General features: G+C 59.6%; 14 protein-coding genes. 6 read left to right on the top strand and 8 right to left on the bottom strand.

Annotated elements, in window-relative coordinates; all coding sequences use genetic code 11:
- Window positions 1-36: 36 nt before the first annotated feature.
- The 3 genes from BGRAMDRAFT_RS26880 to BGRAMDRAFT_RS26890 all read left to right on the top strand — a co-directional run bounded on the left by BGRAMDRAFT_RS26880 (window position 37) and on the right by BGRAMDRAFT_RS26890 (window position 2,898).
- A complete protein-coding gene (locus tag BGRAMDRAFT_RS26880) occupies window positions 37-1,413 on the top strand; it encodes an undecaprenyl-phosphate glucose phosphotransferase (RefSeq protein WP_006052043.1) in 1,377 nt (458 codons plus the stop codon).
- Window positions 1,414-1,525: 112 nt separating this feature from the next.
- Complete coding sequence (locus BGRAMDRAFT_RS26885; protein WP_044021900.1) at window positions 1,526-2,551, top strand: sugar-transfer associated ATP-grasp domain-containing protein; 1,026 nt, start codon at window positions 1,526-1,528, stop codon at window positions 2,549-2,551.
- Window positions 2,548-2,898, top strand: a complete 351-nt coding sequence (locus BGRAMDRAFT_RS26890) for a hypothetical protein (protein WP_006052045.1) — start codon at window positions 2,548-2,550, stop codon at window positions 2,896-2,898. Before BGRAMDRAFT_RS26885 ends, BGRAMDRAFT_RS26890 begins: the two co-directional genes overlap by 4 nt.
- A gap of 5 nt (window positions 2,899-2,903) precedes the next feature.
- On the opposite strand, the gene BGRAMDRAFT_RS26895 is transcribed toward BGRAMDRAFT_RS26890, so the two are convergent.
- On the bottom strand, window positions 2,904-3,413 hold the full coding sequence (locus BGRAMDRAFT_RS26895) for a phasin family protein (protein WP_006052046.1): 510 nt from the start codon (window positions 3,411-3,413) through the stop codon (window positions 2,904-2,906).
- Between the two features lie 445 nt (window positions 3,414-3,858).
- Between BGRAMDRAFT_RS26895 and BGRAMDRAFT_RS26905 the strand changes: the two genes are divergently transcribed.
- Window positions 3,859-4,245 (top strand): ester cyclase, encoded by a 387-nt coding sequence (locus tag BGRAMDRAFT_RS26905; RefSeq protein WP_006052047.1) that lies wholly within the window; start codon window positions 3,859-3,861, stop codon window positions 4,243-4,245.
- 22 nt (window positions 4,246-4,267) lie between these two features.
- Here BGRAMDRAFT_RS26905 and BGRAMDRAFT_RS26910 read toward each other — a convergent pair whose 3' ends face one another.
- The 4 genes from BGRAMDRAFT_RS26910 to BGRAMDRAFT_RS26925 are packed head-to-tail and all read right to left on the bottom strand — an operon-like array spanning window position 4,268 to window position 8,761.
- A complete protein-coding gene (locus BGRAMDRAFT_RS26910; RefSeq protein WP_006052048.1) occupies window positions 4,268-5,701 on the bottom strand; it encodes an efflux transporter outer membrane subunit in 1,434 nt (477 codons plus the stop codon).
- An 11-nt stretch (window positions 5,702-5,712) separates the two neighbouring features.
- Complete coding sequence (locus tag BGRAMDRAFT_RS26915) at window positions 5,713-6,828, bottom strand: ABC transporter permease (RefSeq protein ID WP_044021901.1); 1,116 nt, start codon at window positions 6,826-6,828, stop codon at window positions 5,713-5,715.
- A gap of 23 nt (window positions 6,829-6,851) precedes the next feature.
- The gene (locus tag BGRAMDRAFT_RS26920) at window positions 6,852-7,796 is read right to left on the bottom strand and encodes an ABC transporter ATP-binding protein (protein WP_006052050.1); all 945 of its coding nucleotides are present in this window, start codon (window positions 7,794-7,796) and stop codon (window positions 6,852-6,854) included.
- Complete coding sequence (locus BGRAMDRAFT_RS26925; RefSeq protein WP_006052051.1) at window positions 7,793-8,761, bottom strand: HlyD family secretion protein; 969 nt, start codon at window positions 8,759-8,761, stop codon at window positions 7,793-7,795. The genes BGRAMDRAFT_RS26920 and BGRAMDRAFT_RS26925 overlap by 4 nt, the downstream gene beginning before the upstream one ends.
- 86 nt (window positions 8,762-8,847) lie before the next feature.
- Between BGRAMDRAFT_RS26925 and BGRAMDRAFT_RS26930 the strand changes: the two genes are divergently transcribed.
- Window positions 8,848-9,621 (top strand): TetR/AcrR family transcriptional regulator, encoded by a 774-nt coding sequence (locus BGRAMDRAFT_RS26930; RefSeq protein WP_006052052.1) that lies wholly within the window; start codon window positions 8,848-8,850, stop codon window positions 9,619-9,621.
- Between the two features lie 2 nt (window positions 9,622-9,623).
- Here BGRAMDRAFT_RS26930 and BGRAMDRAFT_RS26935 read toward each other — a convergent pair whose 3' ends face one another.
- Window positions 9,624-10,412 carry an aldolase gene (locus tag BGRAMDRAFT_RS26935; RefSeq protein ID WP_006052053.1) on the bottom strand — a complete coding sequence of 263 codons (789 nt, stop codon included), beginning with the start codon at window positions 10,410-10,412 and terminating at the stop codon, window positions 9,624-9,626.
- 18 nt (window positions 10,413-10,430) lie between these two features.
- Window positions 10,431-11,153, bottom strand: a complete 723-nt coding sequence (locus tag BGRAMDRAFT_RS26940) for a haloacid dehalogenase type II (RefSeq protein ID WP_006052054.1) — start codon at window positions 11,151-11,153, stop codon at window positions 10,431-10,433.
- A gap of 123 nt (window positions 11,154-11,276) precedes the next feature.
- On the opposite strand from BGRAMDRAFT_RS26940, the gene BGRAMDRAFT_RS26945 reads away from it, so the two are divergent.
- The gene (locus BGRAMDRAFT_RS26945) at window positions 11,277-12,128 is read left to right on the top strand and encodes a LysR substrate-binding domain-containing protein (protein ID WP_006052055.1); all 852 of its coding nucleotides are present in this window, start codon (window positions 11,277-11,279) and stop codon (window positions 12,126-12,128) included.
- A 56-nt stretch (window positions 12,129-12,184) separates the two neighbouring features.
- Here the strand turns inward: BGRAMDRAFT_RS26945 and BGRAMDRAFT_RS26950 are convergent, their stop codons facing one another.
- Window positions 12,185-13,987: an NAD(P)/FAD-dependent oxidoreductase gene (locus BGRAMDRAFT_RS26950; RefSeq protein WP_006052056.1), complete on the bottom strand. Its 1,803-nt coding sequence runs from the start codon at window positions 13,985-13,987 to the stop codon at window positions 12,185-12,187.
- Window positions 13,988-14,018 lie beyond the last annotated feature (31 nt).

Raw genomic sequence — 14,018 nt, forward strand, 5'->3', positions numbered from 1 at the left:
GTCGTGGCGAACCAGAGCGTATTCGAGGGGGCTGCTATGCGATTGATTACCGGTCTGCTGGCCAGAATGTTCGATGTGGCGATGATCCTCGGCGGCGCATTCGCTGCCTCTCATATCCGCTTCGACGATTTCGCGCAACGCAACTTTTATCTGGCATTCGTCGCTTTCGCGGCGGCGTTTTCGCTCGCGGTGTTTCCTGCATTAGGCGTCTATCAGTCGTGGCGCGGCCGCTCGAAACGTGTACTCGTCGGTCAGGTCGCGCTCGGCTGGCTGCTGGTCCAGGCATGCGCGCTGGCTTTGATGTTCTCGTTGCATCGGATCGACTTCGTGTCGCGCCTATGGTTCGCGTACTGGACGGGAATAGCGGGCGGCGCAATGATCGCTGGCCGGATAATGACGCACGTTCTGCTCGGGCGCGTTCGCCACGCTGGCCTGGATCTGCAAAAGGTGGCTATTGCGGCATGCGGAGAACATTGCGACGAGATCCTGCGCAAAATGGAACGGGAGCCGGCAGCGGGTTTTCGCGCGAGCGCCGTCTACAACCTGCGCCCGGTCAACAAGACGACGAGTTCCGTGCCGACGTTCGAACAGCGCGCGGCTTTTGCGAAGTATGTGCGCGAACAGCAGGTGGATGAAGTGTGGCTCGCGCTGCCTTTATCGGAAGAACGCGCGATTCTCGAGCTGGTCGATGAGTTTCGCAACGATCTGATTAACGTGCGCTTCATGCCGGACGTGCGCGCATTGGCGCTCTTCGATGGAAGCGTGACCGAGTTGCTCGGCTTTCCGACGATCAATCTCGCCGCTTCGCCATTGCCGCCGAATGCAATGGTGGAAAAGGAATTGTTCGATCGCGTTTTTGCACTGCTCGCATTGATTGCCGTGTCGCCGATTCTTCTTGCGTGTGCGATAGCGGTCAAGCTGAGTTCGCCCGGCCCGGTGTTCTTCAAACAGTGCCGCAAGGGCGCGGACGGACGCATCTTTATGATCTACAAGTTCCGCAGCATGCGTCTGCATGAACAGAAACAGGGGGTGCTCGAACAGGCCACGCGCGGCGACCCGCGCATTACGCGGGTGGGGCGTTTTCTGCGGCGCACGAGCCTCGATGAATTGCCGCAGTTCTTCAACGTGCTGCGCGGCGATATGTCGGTGGTCGGTCCGAGACCGCACGCGCTCGAACACGACGACCTGTATCAGGGCATCGTCTCCGGCTATATTCACCGTTACCGGATCAAGCCAGGCATTACCGGCTGGGCGCAAATCAATGGCTTTCGCGGAGAGACCGATCGCATCGAAAAGATGGAAGGCCGGGTCGCACACGATTTGTACTACCTTCGAAACTGGTCGTTCGCACTCGACGTCAAGATCATTTGCGCGACCATTTTCAAGGGACTGCATCATCCTAACGCTTACTGATCCCCGCGTCGGATCGAGTCGTTGATTGTGCGGTATGAGAGTGGGTCAACAAGAACCTGATCACGAGGGGACAATGAAACTACACGGCGTAGAGAAAGTAGTCAGACGTTCAATCAAGAAGGTGGGGCAATACACGTTCCACCAGGTTCATCGCGCACAGGCGAGACAGGTTCTTCGGCTATTGCAGAAGAAATACGGTCCTCCCGATCCGGCCAACCTGAAGCTCGCCGACACCTATGCGCGGGACGTGTTTGGCGACGCAAAGTATGCGCCGTGGCTGCGTGTCTACGCGGCGTTTAGCGGGACCTTCAAGGAAGGCTGGATTCCCGACAACTACTACGGCGGCGTGGTTGTGCCCAGCATGAAAGGCGGCTATGGACGAATCTCCAATCTGAAGCCGATGTCGCGGGTTATCTTCGGCTGTGACGCGTTCCCGGACCTGGCCTACTTCGCGAACGGTCTCTTCTTCACGGACCGCAATCTGGTGGTGCGCGAGCAGGAGATCGAGCACGTCGTCTTCCGCGAATGCGACAAGATCGTTTTCAAACTCGACGGCTCGGCGCAAGGCAAAGGTATTCATTTCTTCGACCGGGAATCGTTTGACTGCGGCCTGATCAAATCGCTTGGCAATGGCGTGATTCAGAAGTTCATCGTTCAGCATCCGCTTCTCAGCACGTTTGCTCCAAACTCGGTTGCGACCTTGCGCCTGACGACGGCTGTCGACAATCTCGGCCGCACTTCTCTTCGTGCGGCTTTCTTGCGCCTTGGCAGAGCGCGTCATACCCACATCAGGATTGACGACGAAATCTGCGTGCCGGTGGATCTCGTCACAGGAGAACTTGCGCGCGAGGGTTTCCTGACCGATTGGGGCGCGACGGAAGAACACCCCGATTCGAAAGTCAGATTTGCCGGCCTGAAGATGCCCGCATTCAACGATTGTGTCGATACGGTGCTACAACTCCATAGCAAGGTGCCTTTTGCACGCTGCATAGGCTGGGACGTCACAGTCGACAGCGACGGCAAAGTCCAGGTGATGGAGTGGAATGGCGAGCACAACGACGTCAAATTCAGTGAGGCGACGCAGGGCCCATGCTTTTCCGACCTGAAATGGGAACTGCTGAACGCCAGTCCCTTATGACTGTACCCGGCGAGGAACGTCGCGTGAGCGAACAATTGTGGTGCGTCCATATTGAAGGACCTGACGACTTTATCGCAGCAACTTCAAAAGAGGCGGCGGAGCAGGAGGCATTGGCTATCAATGCGTATGTCGAGCGCTCGGGAGAAGGGCGGCGCGACTCGCCGGTGCGAGCAGTCGCGATGGAGTGGCCCTTCACGCCGGAAAGTCACGCGCGTGCTGTGGAAAGCGACTGGGAAGATTTGCAGCGCATGCCGCATCGCAAGCAACAACCGGCTTCGTCCCAGAACATTTTGACGAGTATCGCGCGCCGTGTGAAAGAACTGATCGAAACGGCGCGCGGTGCCTGACCCGGTTAGTGCAGATCCATTCGGGGGCTCGACGATACGACGTTGCCCGAACTGTCCACGATCACGACGGGGTCGTTCTGAGGGGCCGGCGGCTGCTCGATCACGAGAGGACTTGTGACGTTCGTGCGGCCCGTTGAGACCATGCCAATCGAGGCTGCACTATCGAGCAACGAGAAGAACGTGGACAGATAACTTTGCACGCTGTCTTGTAGAGCATCCACAAGATCATTATGCGTGTCCACTGCAATGTCCTCGACGTGCCCCCAATAGGCGCACGTCTTTTTTATTGCTGCCGGAACCTGCTGAAACTGCAGATCGATCATCTGGTTGAGAGAGCCGGATGAGAGCGCGGCATCGACCAGTGCCTGTTGCTCGGACAAAGAAGTCTTGACGGTCTGCACATTCAACTCGACAACTTTTTCAAAGCCCGCAACGGCTTTAGCTGCAAGTTCGTAGGCGGCAATTGCATGGCTTTGCTGACCGACATCGGGCTGGTTCGGGACGATTGCATTCATGAGGTGCTCCGTATCAATGCGAGTGGGGGAAATGCCTGACAACAGGCAGTGTTTAAGCAACGCCTATTCCTCCCCACGACGCAGACTGCATACGCCGCGAGCTTCACTTCACACAGCGCGGAAGCGCAAAGAACCGCTATTGGCTTGCGCCCGCAGGCGCGTCGCTTGCTGCCGTGGCGGGCGCGGAGACGGCAGGCCCACTCTGCGCGGCGCCGCTGACGGCGGCCGCGCCCGCCTGATCCGACGATGGACCGGAGCGGTTGCAACCGGTAAGCGCCACGCTCAGCGCAGTCGCGCTGGCTGCAATCAACAAGAGTGTATGTTTCATGGTCGCGAATAAATCCGTTGGGCGGCGCAGGGGCGCGCCGCATTGCATAGAATGAGCAATGCATATGCCTCGCGCGCAGCACGTCTCGTTGCCCGACAGCCAAAATGGAAGATTGTCATGACCGAACCCGATCTCTCGGACATCTACCGAAGCTATATCGCCTGTCTGAACCGGCAGGACTGGAAGAACTTGCCGCAATTCGTTCATGACGATGTCTATTACAACGACAAGCAGATCGGCTCGGCAGGCTATCGCGCAATGCTCGAGAGAGACTTTCGCGAGATTCCCGACCTTCATTTCGACATCGATCTGCTGGTTGCCGACCCGGCTTATGTCGGGGCGCGGCTGCGCTTTAATTGCACACCGCAAGGAACATTTCTCGGTCTCGAAGTCAATGGAAGAAAAGTGACCTTCACCGAAAATGTCTTCTACGAATTCCGCGGAGAAAAAATTGGCCGGGTCTGGTCGATTATCGATAAGGCGGCTATTGAAGCCCAACTGTAGTTCGCACACGCCGCGCGAGCCGTCATAGATTGCTGCCGAGCGCCTGGAACAACGCAGCCGTGTCGGAAAAGCGGTTTGCTTGAGCCTGGGTTCGATCTATCGCCGTTTGCAGCGAATCACGTTCCGCGTCGAGAAGAGCGAGCTGACTGATTCCACCCGCAGCATATTGCCGAGTGGCGACGTCCAGACTGGCTTGCGCTTGCTGCGCGGCTTCGGTGCGCGCCTGCAACTCGCGGGCGTCGTTCTGCACGGCGGTCAGCGAATCGGCGACCTGCTGCAATGCCTGGAGAACCGTTTGCCGATAGTTCTCGAATGCGGCGTCATAAGCGGCTTCTGCCGCGCGTTTCTTCGCATGCAATTCTCCACCGCGAAAGATCGGTTGCGTCAGGTTCAGGCCGATATTCCAGACGTTCAGCCCATTCACAATGTCGCCGATCCGCGTGCGCTCCGAGCCGATTCCCGCGGACAATGAAAATTGCGGGTACAGGTTGGCGGTTGCGACGCCCACATTCGCGCTTGCCTCGTGCAGTAATGCCTCGGCCGCTTTTATATCGGGCCGCGCGCGGGCGAGTGTCGACGGCAAAGCGAGTGGAATATCCAGCGGCAAATGCAGCGCATCGAAAGTGAGTTCGTCGAAATCCGCTTGCGACGGTACTCTGCCCAGCAAAATGGCGAGTTGATGATCCGCAGCCGCGAGCTGGCTTGCAAGCGGCGGCAACGATGCGCGTGTCTGTGCAAGCAGGGTGCGCTGACGGTGCACATCCAGTTGCGATACGCCGCCGGCGGCGAAGCGCGCTTCAACGATCGACAGTTGATGCGCCTGTGCGTCGGCCAGGCGTTGCGTCAGCGCAATCTGCTGCTGTAACGACGCGCGCCGCACCGCGGTAGCCACGATATTGCCGGCGAGACTCAAGCGCGCTGCATCGAGTTCATACGACTCGTAATCGACTTGCGCCATGCTTGCCTCGAGCGCGCGCCGATTGCCGCCGAAAATATCAAACACGTAAGAGACGCTGACCGACGCGCTGAACAGCGAGAAGGGTCCGGGGCTCTCGACGTGCGGAATGCCGAACGCAGCGGGATCGACTTTCTGCCTTGAGCCGGAAAGCGTTGCGTCTATGCTCGGGAATTGCGTTGCGCCCGCGAGCGCGGTGTAGTTTTCGCGCGCCTCGATCAGTCTTGCGCGCGCTTGACCGAGTGTCGGATTGTGGCGCAGTGCTTCATCCACGAGACGGTTTAGCGCGTCGGACTGGAATTGACGCCACCACATAGGTATGGGACCAGGCGCCGCGTTGAACGTCTGTGCGGCTCCCGCTGGCCCTTCGGACGAGGCCGTCTGCCCAGGTAATGCGCGTTGCGTGTAGTTTTGAGTGTCGGGCGCGGCCGGTGCGTGAAAGTCCGGCCCCACCGCGCAGCCGGTCAAACCAAATGCGCACACAACAAGAAGTGTTTTCATGAACGTTCTTCCTAGTCGAGTGTGCGCCGATAAAAACGCAGCGCAATCGCCATCACGACGGCGGTGAAAAGAGCCATGGGCCACACTGAGGGCCAGAGATCCGCCCATCCGTCGCCCTTGAGCATGATTCCGCGAATGAGCCGGTTGAAATACGTCAACGGCAAGAAGTTGCCGATGAACTGTGCCCATTTCGGCATGCCCGCGAATGGGAACATGAAGCCGGACAGAAGAATGTTCGGCAGAAAATAGAACATGGTCAGTTGCATCGCCTGCAACTGGTTCTGTGCAAGCGAGGACAGCGTAATGCCCACAGTCAGGTTCGCGGCAATGAACAGCAGCGCGGCCAGATAGATTGCGATGGGACTGCCGACAAAGGGCACATGAAATACGAAGCGTGTGGCGATCAGTATGATCGACGCCTGAATCAGGCCAATGGCCACATAAGGAATGATCTTGCCGGTCATCACTTCGACGGGAAGAACTGGCGTCGCGAGCAGATTTTCCATCGTGCCGCGCTCGCGTTCGCGCGTGACGGCGAGGCCGGTCATCATCACGAGCGTCATGGTGAGAATGACGCCCATGAGCCCGGGAACGACGTTGTACTGCGTAATTCCTTCGGGGTTGTACAGGTTGTGGACTTGCACGCCGAAAGCGCCTGGCGTGCCGTTGAGATGCGCGAGCGGTCCGGTGATGTCCTTGTCGGCGACGGGCTGTACGAGATTGGGCAGTGCGGCGACGGCGGTGTGAGTCGCGGTCGGGTCGGTGGCGTCAGCCTCGACAAGCAGTGAAGGGTGCTCGCCGCGCAGCAGCTTCCTCGAGAAATCGACCGGTATGTTCAGCACGAACTGCACGCGGCCCTGGGCGAGCGCACGGCGTCCGGCTTCTTCGTCGGGCAGCGTTTCTACGATGTCGAAATACGCGGAGTTCCTCATCGCCGCGATGAAGCTGCGCGAGAACTCGCTTTGGTCGTGAACGATAACGGCAGTCGGCAGATGCTTCGGGTCGGTGTTGATCGCGAAACCGAACAACGCGAGCTGAACGATCGGTATGCCGACGATCATCGCGAACGTGACGCGGTCGCGCCGCAATTGAAGGAACTCCTTCAGCACCACGCTCCACCAGCGCATCAACGAAAAGCCCGTACCTGTGCTCACGATCGCGCTCCGAAGTTATCTCGCGAATGACTCATCAGATAGATGAACACGTCTTCGAGTCCGGTTTCGATCGGCTCCATGCGCAAACGCGTGTTCGCGGTGGCCTGTTTGAGCGCGTGTTCCAATGCCGCATGATCGCGCCCGCTGGCATGCAGCGCGGCGCCGAATACGACGGTTTGATCGACACCAGGCATCTCGCGCAGCTTCTCGGACAATTCGCTCAGATGCTCGCCTTGAATCGACCATGTAGCGAGGTTCTGCGACTCGATCACCTCTCGCGACGTGCCTTGCGCGAGCAGCTTTCCATACGCGATATAGGCGAGTTTGTGACAGCGTTCGGCTTCGTCCATGTAATGCGTGCTGACGAGGACGGAAATGCCGCGCGCCGCGAGCCGGTGGAGTTCTTCCCAGAAATCGCGGCGCGCAGTGGGATCGACGCCCGCAGTCGGCTCGTCGAGCAACAGCAGTCTGGGCTCGTGAAGCATGCACGCTGCGAGCGCGAGGCGTTGCTTCCAGCCTCCGGATAGCGACCCTGTGAGCTGATTCGCGCGGCTTTGCAGTCCGAGCGATTCGAGCGATTTGTCGACGGCATCGCGACGGTTGCGCATCTGGTAGATACGCGCGACGAACTCGAGGTTCTCGCGAATGGTCAGATCTTCCCAATACGAGAAGCGCTGCGTCATATAGCCGACATTGCGCTTGATCTGCGCACTCTCGCTGCGGATGTCGTAGCCGAGACATGTGCCGGTGCCCGAGTCCGGCGTCAGCAGTCCGCACATCAAACGGATCGACGTCGTCTTGCCGCTGCCGTTAGGGCCGAGAAAGCCGAAGATCTCGCCGCGCGCGACCTGCAACGAAACGTCGTTGACCACGTGCTTGTCGCCGAAATGCTTGTTCAGGCCGTGGACGTCGATCACATACTCTGGCGCGGGTGTACTCATTTGAGCGCCACCGTCACCGGCTGACCCGGATGAAGCTTCGTTGCATCTGCAACCGACGTGTGTGCTTCGATCATGAAAACGAGCTTCGCGCGGCTCTCGTTGCTATAGATAACCGGCGGCGTGTACTCGGCTTTATTCGCAACGTAGGTAATCTTCGCGGTCAAATCCACTGCGCATCCGTCGCAATGGATCGACACTTCGCGGCCCGGCGCCAGTGCGCCGACTCGCGTTTCCGGCACGAAAAAGCGCACCTTGATGTTCTGCGGCGGCAGCAATTGCACAACGGGACTGCCGGCCGGCACCCACTCGCCGAGGCGATAGAGCGTGTCGTAGACGAGCCCGTCGGCGGGCGCGCTCGCGCGCTTCTGATCGAGCTTCCACTGCGCCTGTGCGACGACCGCTTCGGCCGCCGCGACCTGAGCCTGCTGCGCAGCGATTTGTTGCGAGCGGCCCGGCAAACGCGCTACTTCCACCTGATTCGTAAGCTGCCGCACTTGCGCCGACGTCGCCTCTGCATTCGCGCGCGAATCGTCGAGCTGCGCTTTTGCAATGCCGCCCGCGCTGTACTGCGCTTCGTCGCGAGTGAGTTGCAGCGCCGCCTTGCGCGCGTTCGCCGCAGCCTCGGCGAGTTGCGCGCGATTGACGTTGACTTCGGGTACGCGCTTGCCGGTTTGAATGTCGGCGAGTTGCGAGCGGGCCGCCGCGAGTTGCTGCTGCGCCTGCCGCAGCGCGGCCGTTTCGTCCACTGAATCCAGTGCGAAAAGAGACGCGCCCGCTTTTACGGTTTGACCGCGCGAGACCTGCAACTGCGTGAGCGTGCCGGCCTGCGATGAGCCCAGGTACACATATTCGCCCTCTGCATAGCCCTGGTAGGCGTTCTCGTCGCGCTGCGTGCATCCTGCAAGCAGTACGCCGAGAAAGAGTGCCAATGCGGGCCGCCAGAGCCGGGTAATGAAGTTCCTCATGGGGTGTCGTCCGCACGGATGAAGTACAATGAATATATGCGAATTTGAATTCGAATTCAAACTATTTCCGGAGCCTGCACTTTCCCATGCCGACGAAACGAGCGACGACTCCTGCAAAGCAGAAAGAGCGGACCAAGCAGGCAGGCGCAACGAAAACACCCACGACGGCGGCGCGCAAATCCCGCACGGAACAGGGAAAGCAGCCTCGGCCGGTCAATCGCGCGAGCCGTCCCGACGGTGCGGCGACACGCCAGCATCTGCTCGATATTGCGGGGCAGGTATTCGCCGCGCGCGGTTTCGCCGATGCCACCAGCAAGGAAATATGCGAGCGCGCGGGCACGCCGATGGCGTCCGTGAACTATCACTTCGGCAGTCGGGAAGCGCTATACGAAGCGGCGCTCGTCGAAGCGCATCGCCAGGTCGTGAGTCTCGATGAATTGTCCGCGCTGACAGAAGGGCCGGGCGATGCGCGGGACAAGTTGCGAGCGGTAATCTCGCGATTCGTGGGTCTGTCGACCAGCAGCGGCGCGCCGTGGGGATTCATGCTGATGCTGCGCGAAGTACTGTCCCCGTCGCCCGCTATTCCTGCGCTGATTGAAAAGGCGGTGCGGCCAAAGGCAACGGTTCTACTCGGATTGATCGGCGAGGTATTGCAATTGAATCCGCAAGAGCCGGCCGTGCAGCGCGCGCTGATGTTCGCCGTGCTGCCCTGCATCGCGCTGATGATCGCGCCCAGGCAAATGCAGGCAGCGTTGCTGCCCGCCGTTGCAAAAGACAAAAATGCGCTGGTGGAGGACTTTATTCGCTTCGTGATGGCGGGACTCGATGCAGTCGCCGCCGCGCATCGAACGCGCAAATAGTTCTATTGATCGAATGCGATGCCGTGCCTGCGCAATTCGCGCATTGCGCTTTGCAAATGCGCGTGCGCGCTTTCCTTGTCGCCGGCGCGCATCTGTTCATAAGTACGCTGCGCCACTTCGTGCGGTATGGGTTTCAGCGGACGATTACTGCTCATTGCCTTTAACTGGACTTCAGCCGCACGCTCCAGGTAATAGAGATCATCCCACGCTTCGGCAATACTCTCGCCGGCCACCATCACGCCGTGATTCTTGAGGAGCAGGATATCGGCGTCGCCGATGGTCGCGGCAATGCGGTCGCCTTCCGAGTCGTCGAGCGCGAGGCCGTTGTAGTTCTCATCGACGGCGGTGCGGCCGTAGAACTTCAGGGCCGTTTGCCCGAGCCACAACAGCGGCGGACCGTCGAGCAAACATAACGCCGTGGCGTTCGGCATATGCGTATGAAAAGCGGCCTTCACGCGCGGCTTTAACCGATGCAATCGTGCGTGAATATAAAACGCCGTTGCTTCGGGCTTTCCTTCACCCGACACCACATGTCCGTCGAAATCGCAGATTAGAAGCCGCGATGCAGTGATCTCCGAGAACGCATAGCCATACGGATTGACGAAGAAGAGATGGTCGTGTCCGGGCACGACCGCCGAGAAATGGTTGCAGATTCCCTCTTCAAAACCGTATTGCGCCGCTAGTTGAAAGCATGCCGCTAGTTCGATACGGGCCACCATGACAGCGTCGGAATCGAGTCGTAATGTCGTCGACGATTTCGCCGAACCAATGGATGAAAGCGTATGCGCCATGTTCGTCGTTCCTCAAAGTCACCAACCGAGCGATGCAAAAAGAGCCGGCACCTGGTCGAGCGTGGACAGTGTTGCATCGGGCGTGTAATCGGGCAGTAGCGTGCGGCCAGTCGCACGGTCGATCCATACGCAGCGAAAGCCGATGTCGCGCGCGGCCGCGTGATCGAGATGCGGACTCGCGCAGATATGCACGACTTCATCGCGTGTCACGCCGAGTTGTTCATGCGCGTAATCGAATAGCCGCCGGTTCGGTTTGTACGCGCCCGCTTGCTGTGCAGTGATCACACGGTCGATAAAGCCGCCCAGTTGCGCGACGTTGCCGGCAATGATGTCGTCGTCGGTATTCGACACGATGCACAGGCTATAACCATCCTGCTTGAGTTGCCGCAATGTGTCGACCACTTCCGGAAACGGCGGCATCGCGGAAATGCGGCCCGTCAAAGTACGTATGTCGCGCTCGTCGCGCTCGTCGCTTTCGTCGCCGGGCAAGCCGAATTCGGCGAGGGCAATACGCAGCGCCGTGCCCGCGACTTCGCGAAACGTGCGATAAGGCGGAGTCTGCTCGAGTGCGTGTTCGTGCCGGTCGTAGACGGCGAGCAGCTTCGCGGGGTCCACGTCATGACCGCGCTTGCTCTGAAGAATCTCGCGTACCGCGGCTTGCAAGCCTTCGTCCCACTGGATCAGTGTGCCGTAGCAGTCGAACGTCAGCCAGCGCGGGCGTGCGGTGTTTTGCAGTGACATGGAATGTGTTCCCGAAGTGATGGACCTGTGAATGGCGTTTAGCTTAGGCGCATTGACACTTATTGGAAAATTAAATTAACCTCTCGACGTCAGTTGCATTGCAAATAACGAAGCGAGTCCATCATGCTTGATCTTGACCTGTTGAATACGCTCATCTGCGTTGTCGATGAAGGCAGCTTCACGCGTGCCGGCGAGCGCGTGCATCGCACGCAATCCACGGTGAGCCAACAGGTTCGGCGGCTGGAAGAACTGGTCGGTCGCACGCTGCTGATGCGTGACCGCACCGGCAATCAGGTGACGCCAACCGAGCATGGCGAACTGCTCGCGCAATATGCGCGACGGCTGCTCGCGCTGGCGCAGGAAGCACAAGATGCGTTGACGAGCGACGTTGCGGTCACGCCGCTTCGCATAGGCGTTCCGGAAGATTTCGACGCGCGCCGCATGTCGGCCATGCTGTCGGGCTTTGTCAAAACGAGGCCAGGCGTCAGGCTCGAAACAGTGGCCGGCATGAGTGCCGATTTGCAGCGCAGGCTCGCGAATGGCGAAATAGAAATCGCGCTGATCAAGCGCGAGCCGGCAAGCGGCGAGTGTCTCGCGTCGTGGCCGGAGTCGCTCGTGTGGGTGCAGGGCGCGAATGCACAAGCGCTGGAACCTTCTTCCGACGAACCCATTCCTCTCGCGCTATTTCCGCAAGGCTGCGTGTACCGGCAGCGCGCGATTCGCGGTCTCGACAAAGCGCATCTGCGCTGGCGCATTGCATTCGGAAGCCATAGTCTCACTGGCATTCAGGCCGCGGTGTCGTCCGGATTGGGCATTTCGGTTCTGCCCACTACCGCAGTACTGCCGGAGCATCGCTTATGCAACGGCTTACCGCCTTTGCCGCCGACAGAGCTTGCGCTCGTCAGCTCCGGCGGCGTGCTCAATGCGCATCAACGCGCGCTGGTCGACTTTCTTCTCACGGAAATGAGTGCATAGAGAGGGTGCATAGAGCGGCCGGCTCGAAGCAGAAGCCGGCCGCCATGCTCTCACATCTACGAAAGATGATGCACTTCCTGCAATCCGAACACGGGTGTCGGAATGCCTTCCATGCGAGCCTTGAGTTGCAGTGACAGATACTGCGAGTAATGCCGCGACTGATGCAGATTGCCGCCATGAAACCAGAGTGCTTCTTGCTGAGTGGGCTTCCACATGTTGCGCTGTTCGCCTTCCCACGGCCCTGGATCTTTCGTCGTGTTCGAGCCGAGGCCCCACACTTTGCCGACTTTGTCGGCCACTTCGCGTGAGATGAGATCCGCGGCCCAACCGTTCATCGAACCATAGCCTGTTGCGTACACGACGAGATCCGCTTCGAGTTCGCTGCCGTCGCTGAGCAGCACCGAATGCTCTTTCAGTTCGACTACATCGACGCCGCTTTTCAGCTTGATCTTGCCGTCGGCGACGAGTTGCGATGCGCCGACATCGATGTAATAGCCGGAACCGCGCCGCAAGTACTTCATGAAAAGGCCGGAGTCGTCGTCGCCGAAATCGAGCATGAAGCCGCTCTTTTCCAGGCGCGCATAGAACTCCGCATCGCGCTCGCGAATCGCGTTGAAAACCGGGATCTGAAACTCGTGAAGCATCGCATACGGTATCGATGCGAAGGTCAGATCCGCTTTCGCGGTCGTCATGCCTGCGGCCACCGCGCGTTCCGAATAGAGATCGCCGAGCGCCAACTCCATTAGCGAATCGGACTTCACGATATGCGTGGACGAGCGCTGCACCATCGTCACGTCGACGCCTGCTTCCCACAGCGCCGCGCAGATGTCGTGAGCCGAATTGTTCGCGCCGATCACGACGACCTTCTTGCCGTGATACGCGTCCGGCCCCGGATGCTGCGACGAATGATGCTGCTCGCCCTTGAATACATCCATGCCCTTGAAGCTCGGAATATTCGGCTTGCCGGACATGCCGGTCGCGAGCACGAGTTGCTTCGGGCGCAATGTGATGGGCTCTCCGCCTCGCTCGACTTCGACGATCCATTCGCCTTTCGCTTCGTCGTAGCGCGCCGATTTGCAGACGGTCGATCCCCAGTAGTTCAGCTCCATGACCTTCGTGTACATCTCGAGCCAGTCGCCGATCTTGTCCTTCGGCGTGAAGACGGGCCAGTTGTCGGGGAAGGGCAAGTAGGGCATATGGTCGTACCAGACCGGGTCATGCAGACACAGCGTTTTATAGCGCTTGCGCCATGCATCGCCCGGCCTTTCGTTCTTATCGACGATGATGGTCGGCACGCCGAGTTGCCGCAGCCGCGCACCGAGTCCGATGCCACCTTGCCCGCCGCCGACAATCAGGCAATACGGTTGCTCCGCCGTGCCAAGCGTGTCGAGCTCGGCCTCGCGCCGCTCTTTCCAGCTCGTGCGATCGCGGCGTGCGCCGTGCTCGGCGCCCATCGGACGAAGCGGCCCTTTGGGCTCTTCATGGCCCTTCAATTCGGCCATCGTGGTGAGCAGCGTCCAGATGCGGCCTTGCTTAAGTCGAATGAAGCCGGTGCCGCGCGCGACGCCGGTTTCGAACGTGATCCAGCCTTGCGCGACGCCGTCCGCTTCCGTTGCGGGCTCGTTATCCGCAAGCCGCAGCCTGGACGGTTTGATTGCAGCCAACTGTGTATTCAGCATTTCCGCGATTTGCTCGCGGCCTTCGAGCGTCTTGATGTTCCAGGTGAAAGCGACGAGATCGCGCCAGTAGCAGTCGGGCTGAAACAGGTCGACGGCGGCTTGTGTGTCGCCGCGTTTGAGCGCGGCTTCGAGGCTTTCCAGCACAGCGGATATAGCCTGATTTGCAGTGTTTTCAGACATGGTTGCTCCTCCATATGAAACGGATAGTCAA

Origin of the sequence: Paraburkholderia graminis C4D1M (assembly GCF_000172415.1) — a bacterium.
GTDB classification, from domain to species: domain Bacteria; phylum Pseudomonadota; class Gammaproteobacteria; order Burkholderiales; family Burkholderiaceae; genus Paraburkholderia; species Paraburkholderia graminis.

What these genes read in the sequence shown, in the direction of transcription:
- BGRAMDRAFT_RS26880 (WP_006052043.1), top strand. Translation starts at nt 37, where the DNA reads ATGCGATTGATTACCGGTCTGCTGGCCAGAATGTTCGATGTGGCGATG.
- BGRAMDRAFT_RS26890 (WP_006052045.1), top strand. Translation starts at nt 2,548, where the DNA reads ATGACTGTACCCGGCGAGGAACGTCGCGTGAGCGAACAATTGTGGTGC.
- BGRAMDRAFT_RS26895 (WP_006052046.1), bottom strand. Translation starts at nt 3,413, where the DNA reads ATGAATGCAATCGTCCCGAACCAGCCCGATGTCGGTCAGCAAAGCCAT.
- BGRAMDRAFT_RS26905 (WP_006052047.1), top strand. Translation starts at nt 3,859, where the DNA reads ATGACCGAACCCGATCTCTCGGACATCTACCGAAGCTATATCGCCTGT.
- BGRAMDRAFT_RS26910 (WP_006052048.1), bottom strand. Translation starts at nt 5,701, where the DNA reads ATGAAAACACTTCTTGTTGTGTGCGCATTTGGTTTGACCGGCTGCGCG.
- BGRAMDRAFT_RS26915 (WP_044021901.1), bottom strand. Translation starts at nt 6,828, where the DNA reads ATGCGCTGGTGGAGCGTGGTGCTGAAGGAGTTCCTTCAATTGCGGCGC.
- BGRAMDRAFT_RS26920 (WP_006052050.1), bottom strand. Translation starts at nt 7,796, where the DNA reads ATGAGTACACCCGCGCCAGAGTATGTGATCGACGTCCACGGCCTGAAC.
- BGRAMDRAFT_RS26925 (WP_006052051.1), bottom strand. Translation starts at nt 8,761, where the DNA reads ATGAGGAACTTCATTACCCGGCTCTGGCGGCCCGCATTGGCACTCTTT.
- BGRAMDRAFT_RS26930 (WP_006052052.1), top strand. Translation starts at nt 8,848, where the DNA reads ATGCCGACGAAACGAGCGACGACTCCTGCAAAGCAGAAAGAGCGGACC.
- BGRAMDRAFT_RS26935 (WP_006052053.1), bottom strand. Translation starts at nt 10,412, where the DNA reads ATGGCGCATACGCTTTCATCCATTGGTTCGGCGAAATCGTCGACGACA.
- BGRAMDRAFT_RS26940 (WP_006052054.1), bottom strand. Translation starts at nt 11,153, where the DNA reads ATGTCACTGCAAAACACCGCACGCCCGCGCTGGCTGACGTTCGACTGC.
- BGRAMDRAFT_RS26945 (WP_006052055.1), top strand. Translation starts at nt 11,277, where the DNA reads ATGCTTGATCTTGACCTGTTGAATACGCTCATCTGCGTTGTCGATGAA.
- BGRAMDRAFT_RS26950 (WP_006052056.1), bottom strand. Translation starts at nt 13,987, where the DNA reads ATGTCTGAAAACACTGCAAATCAGGCTATATCCGCTGTGCTGGAAAGC.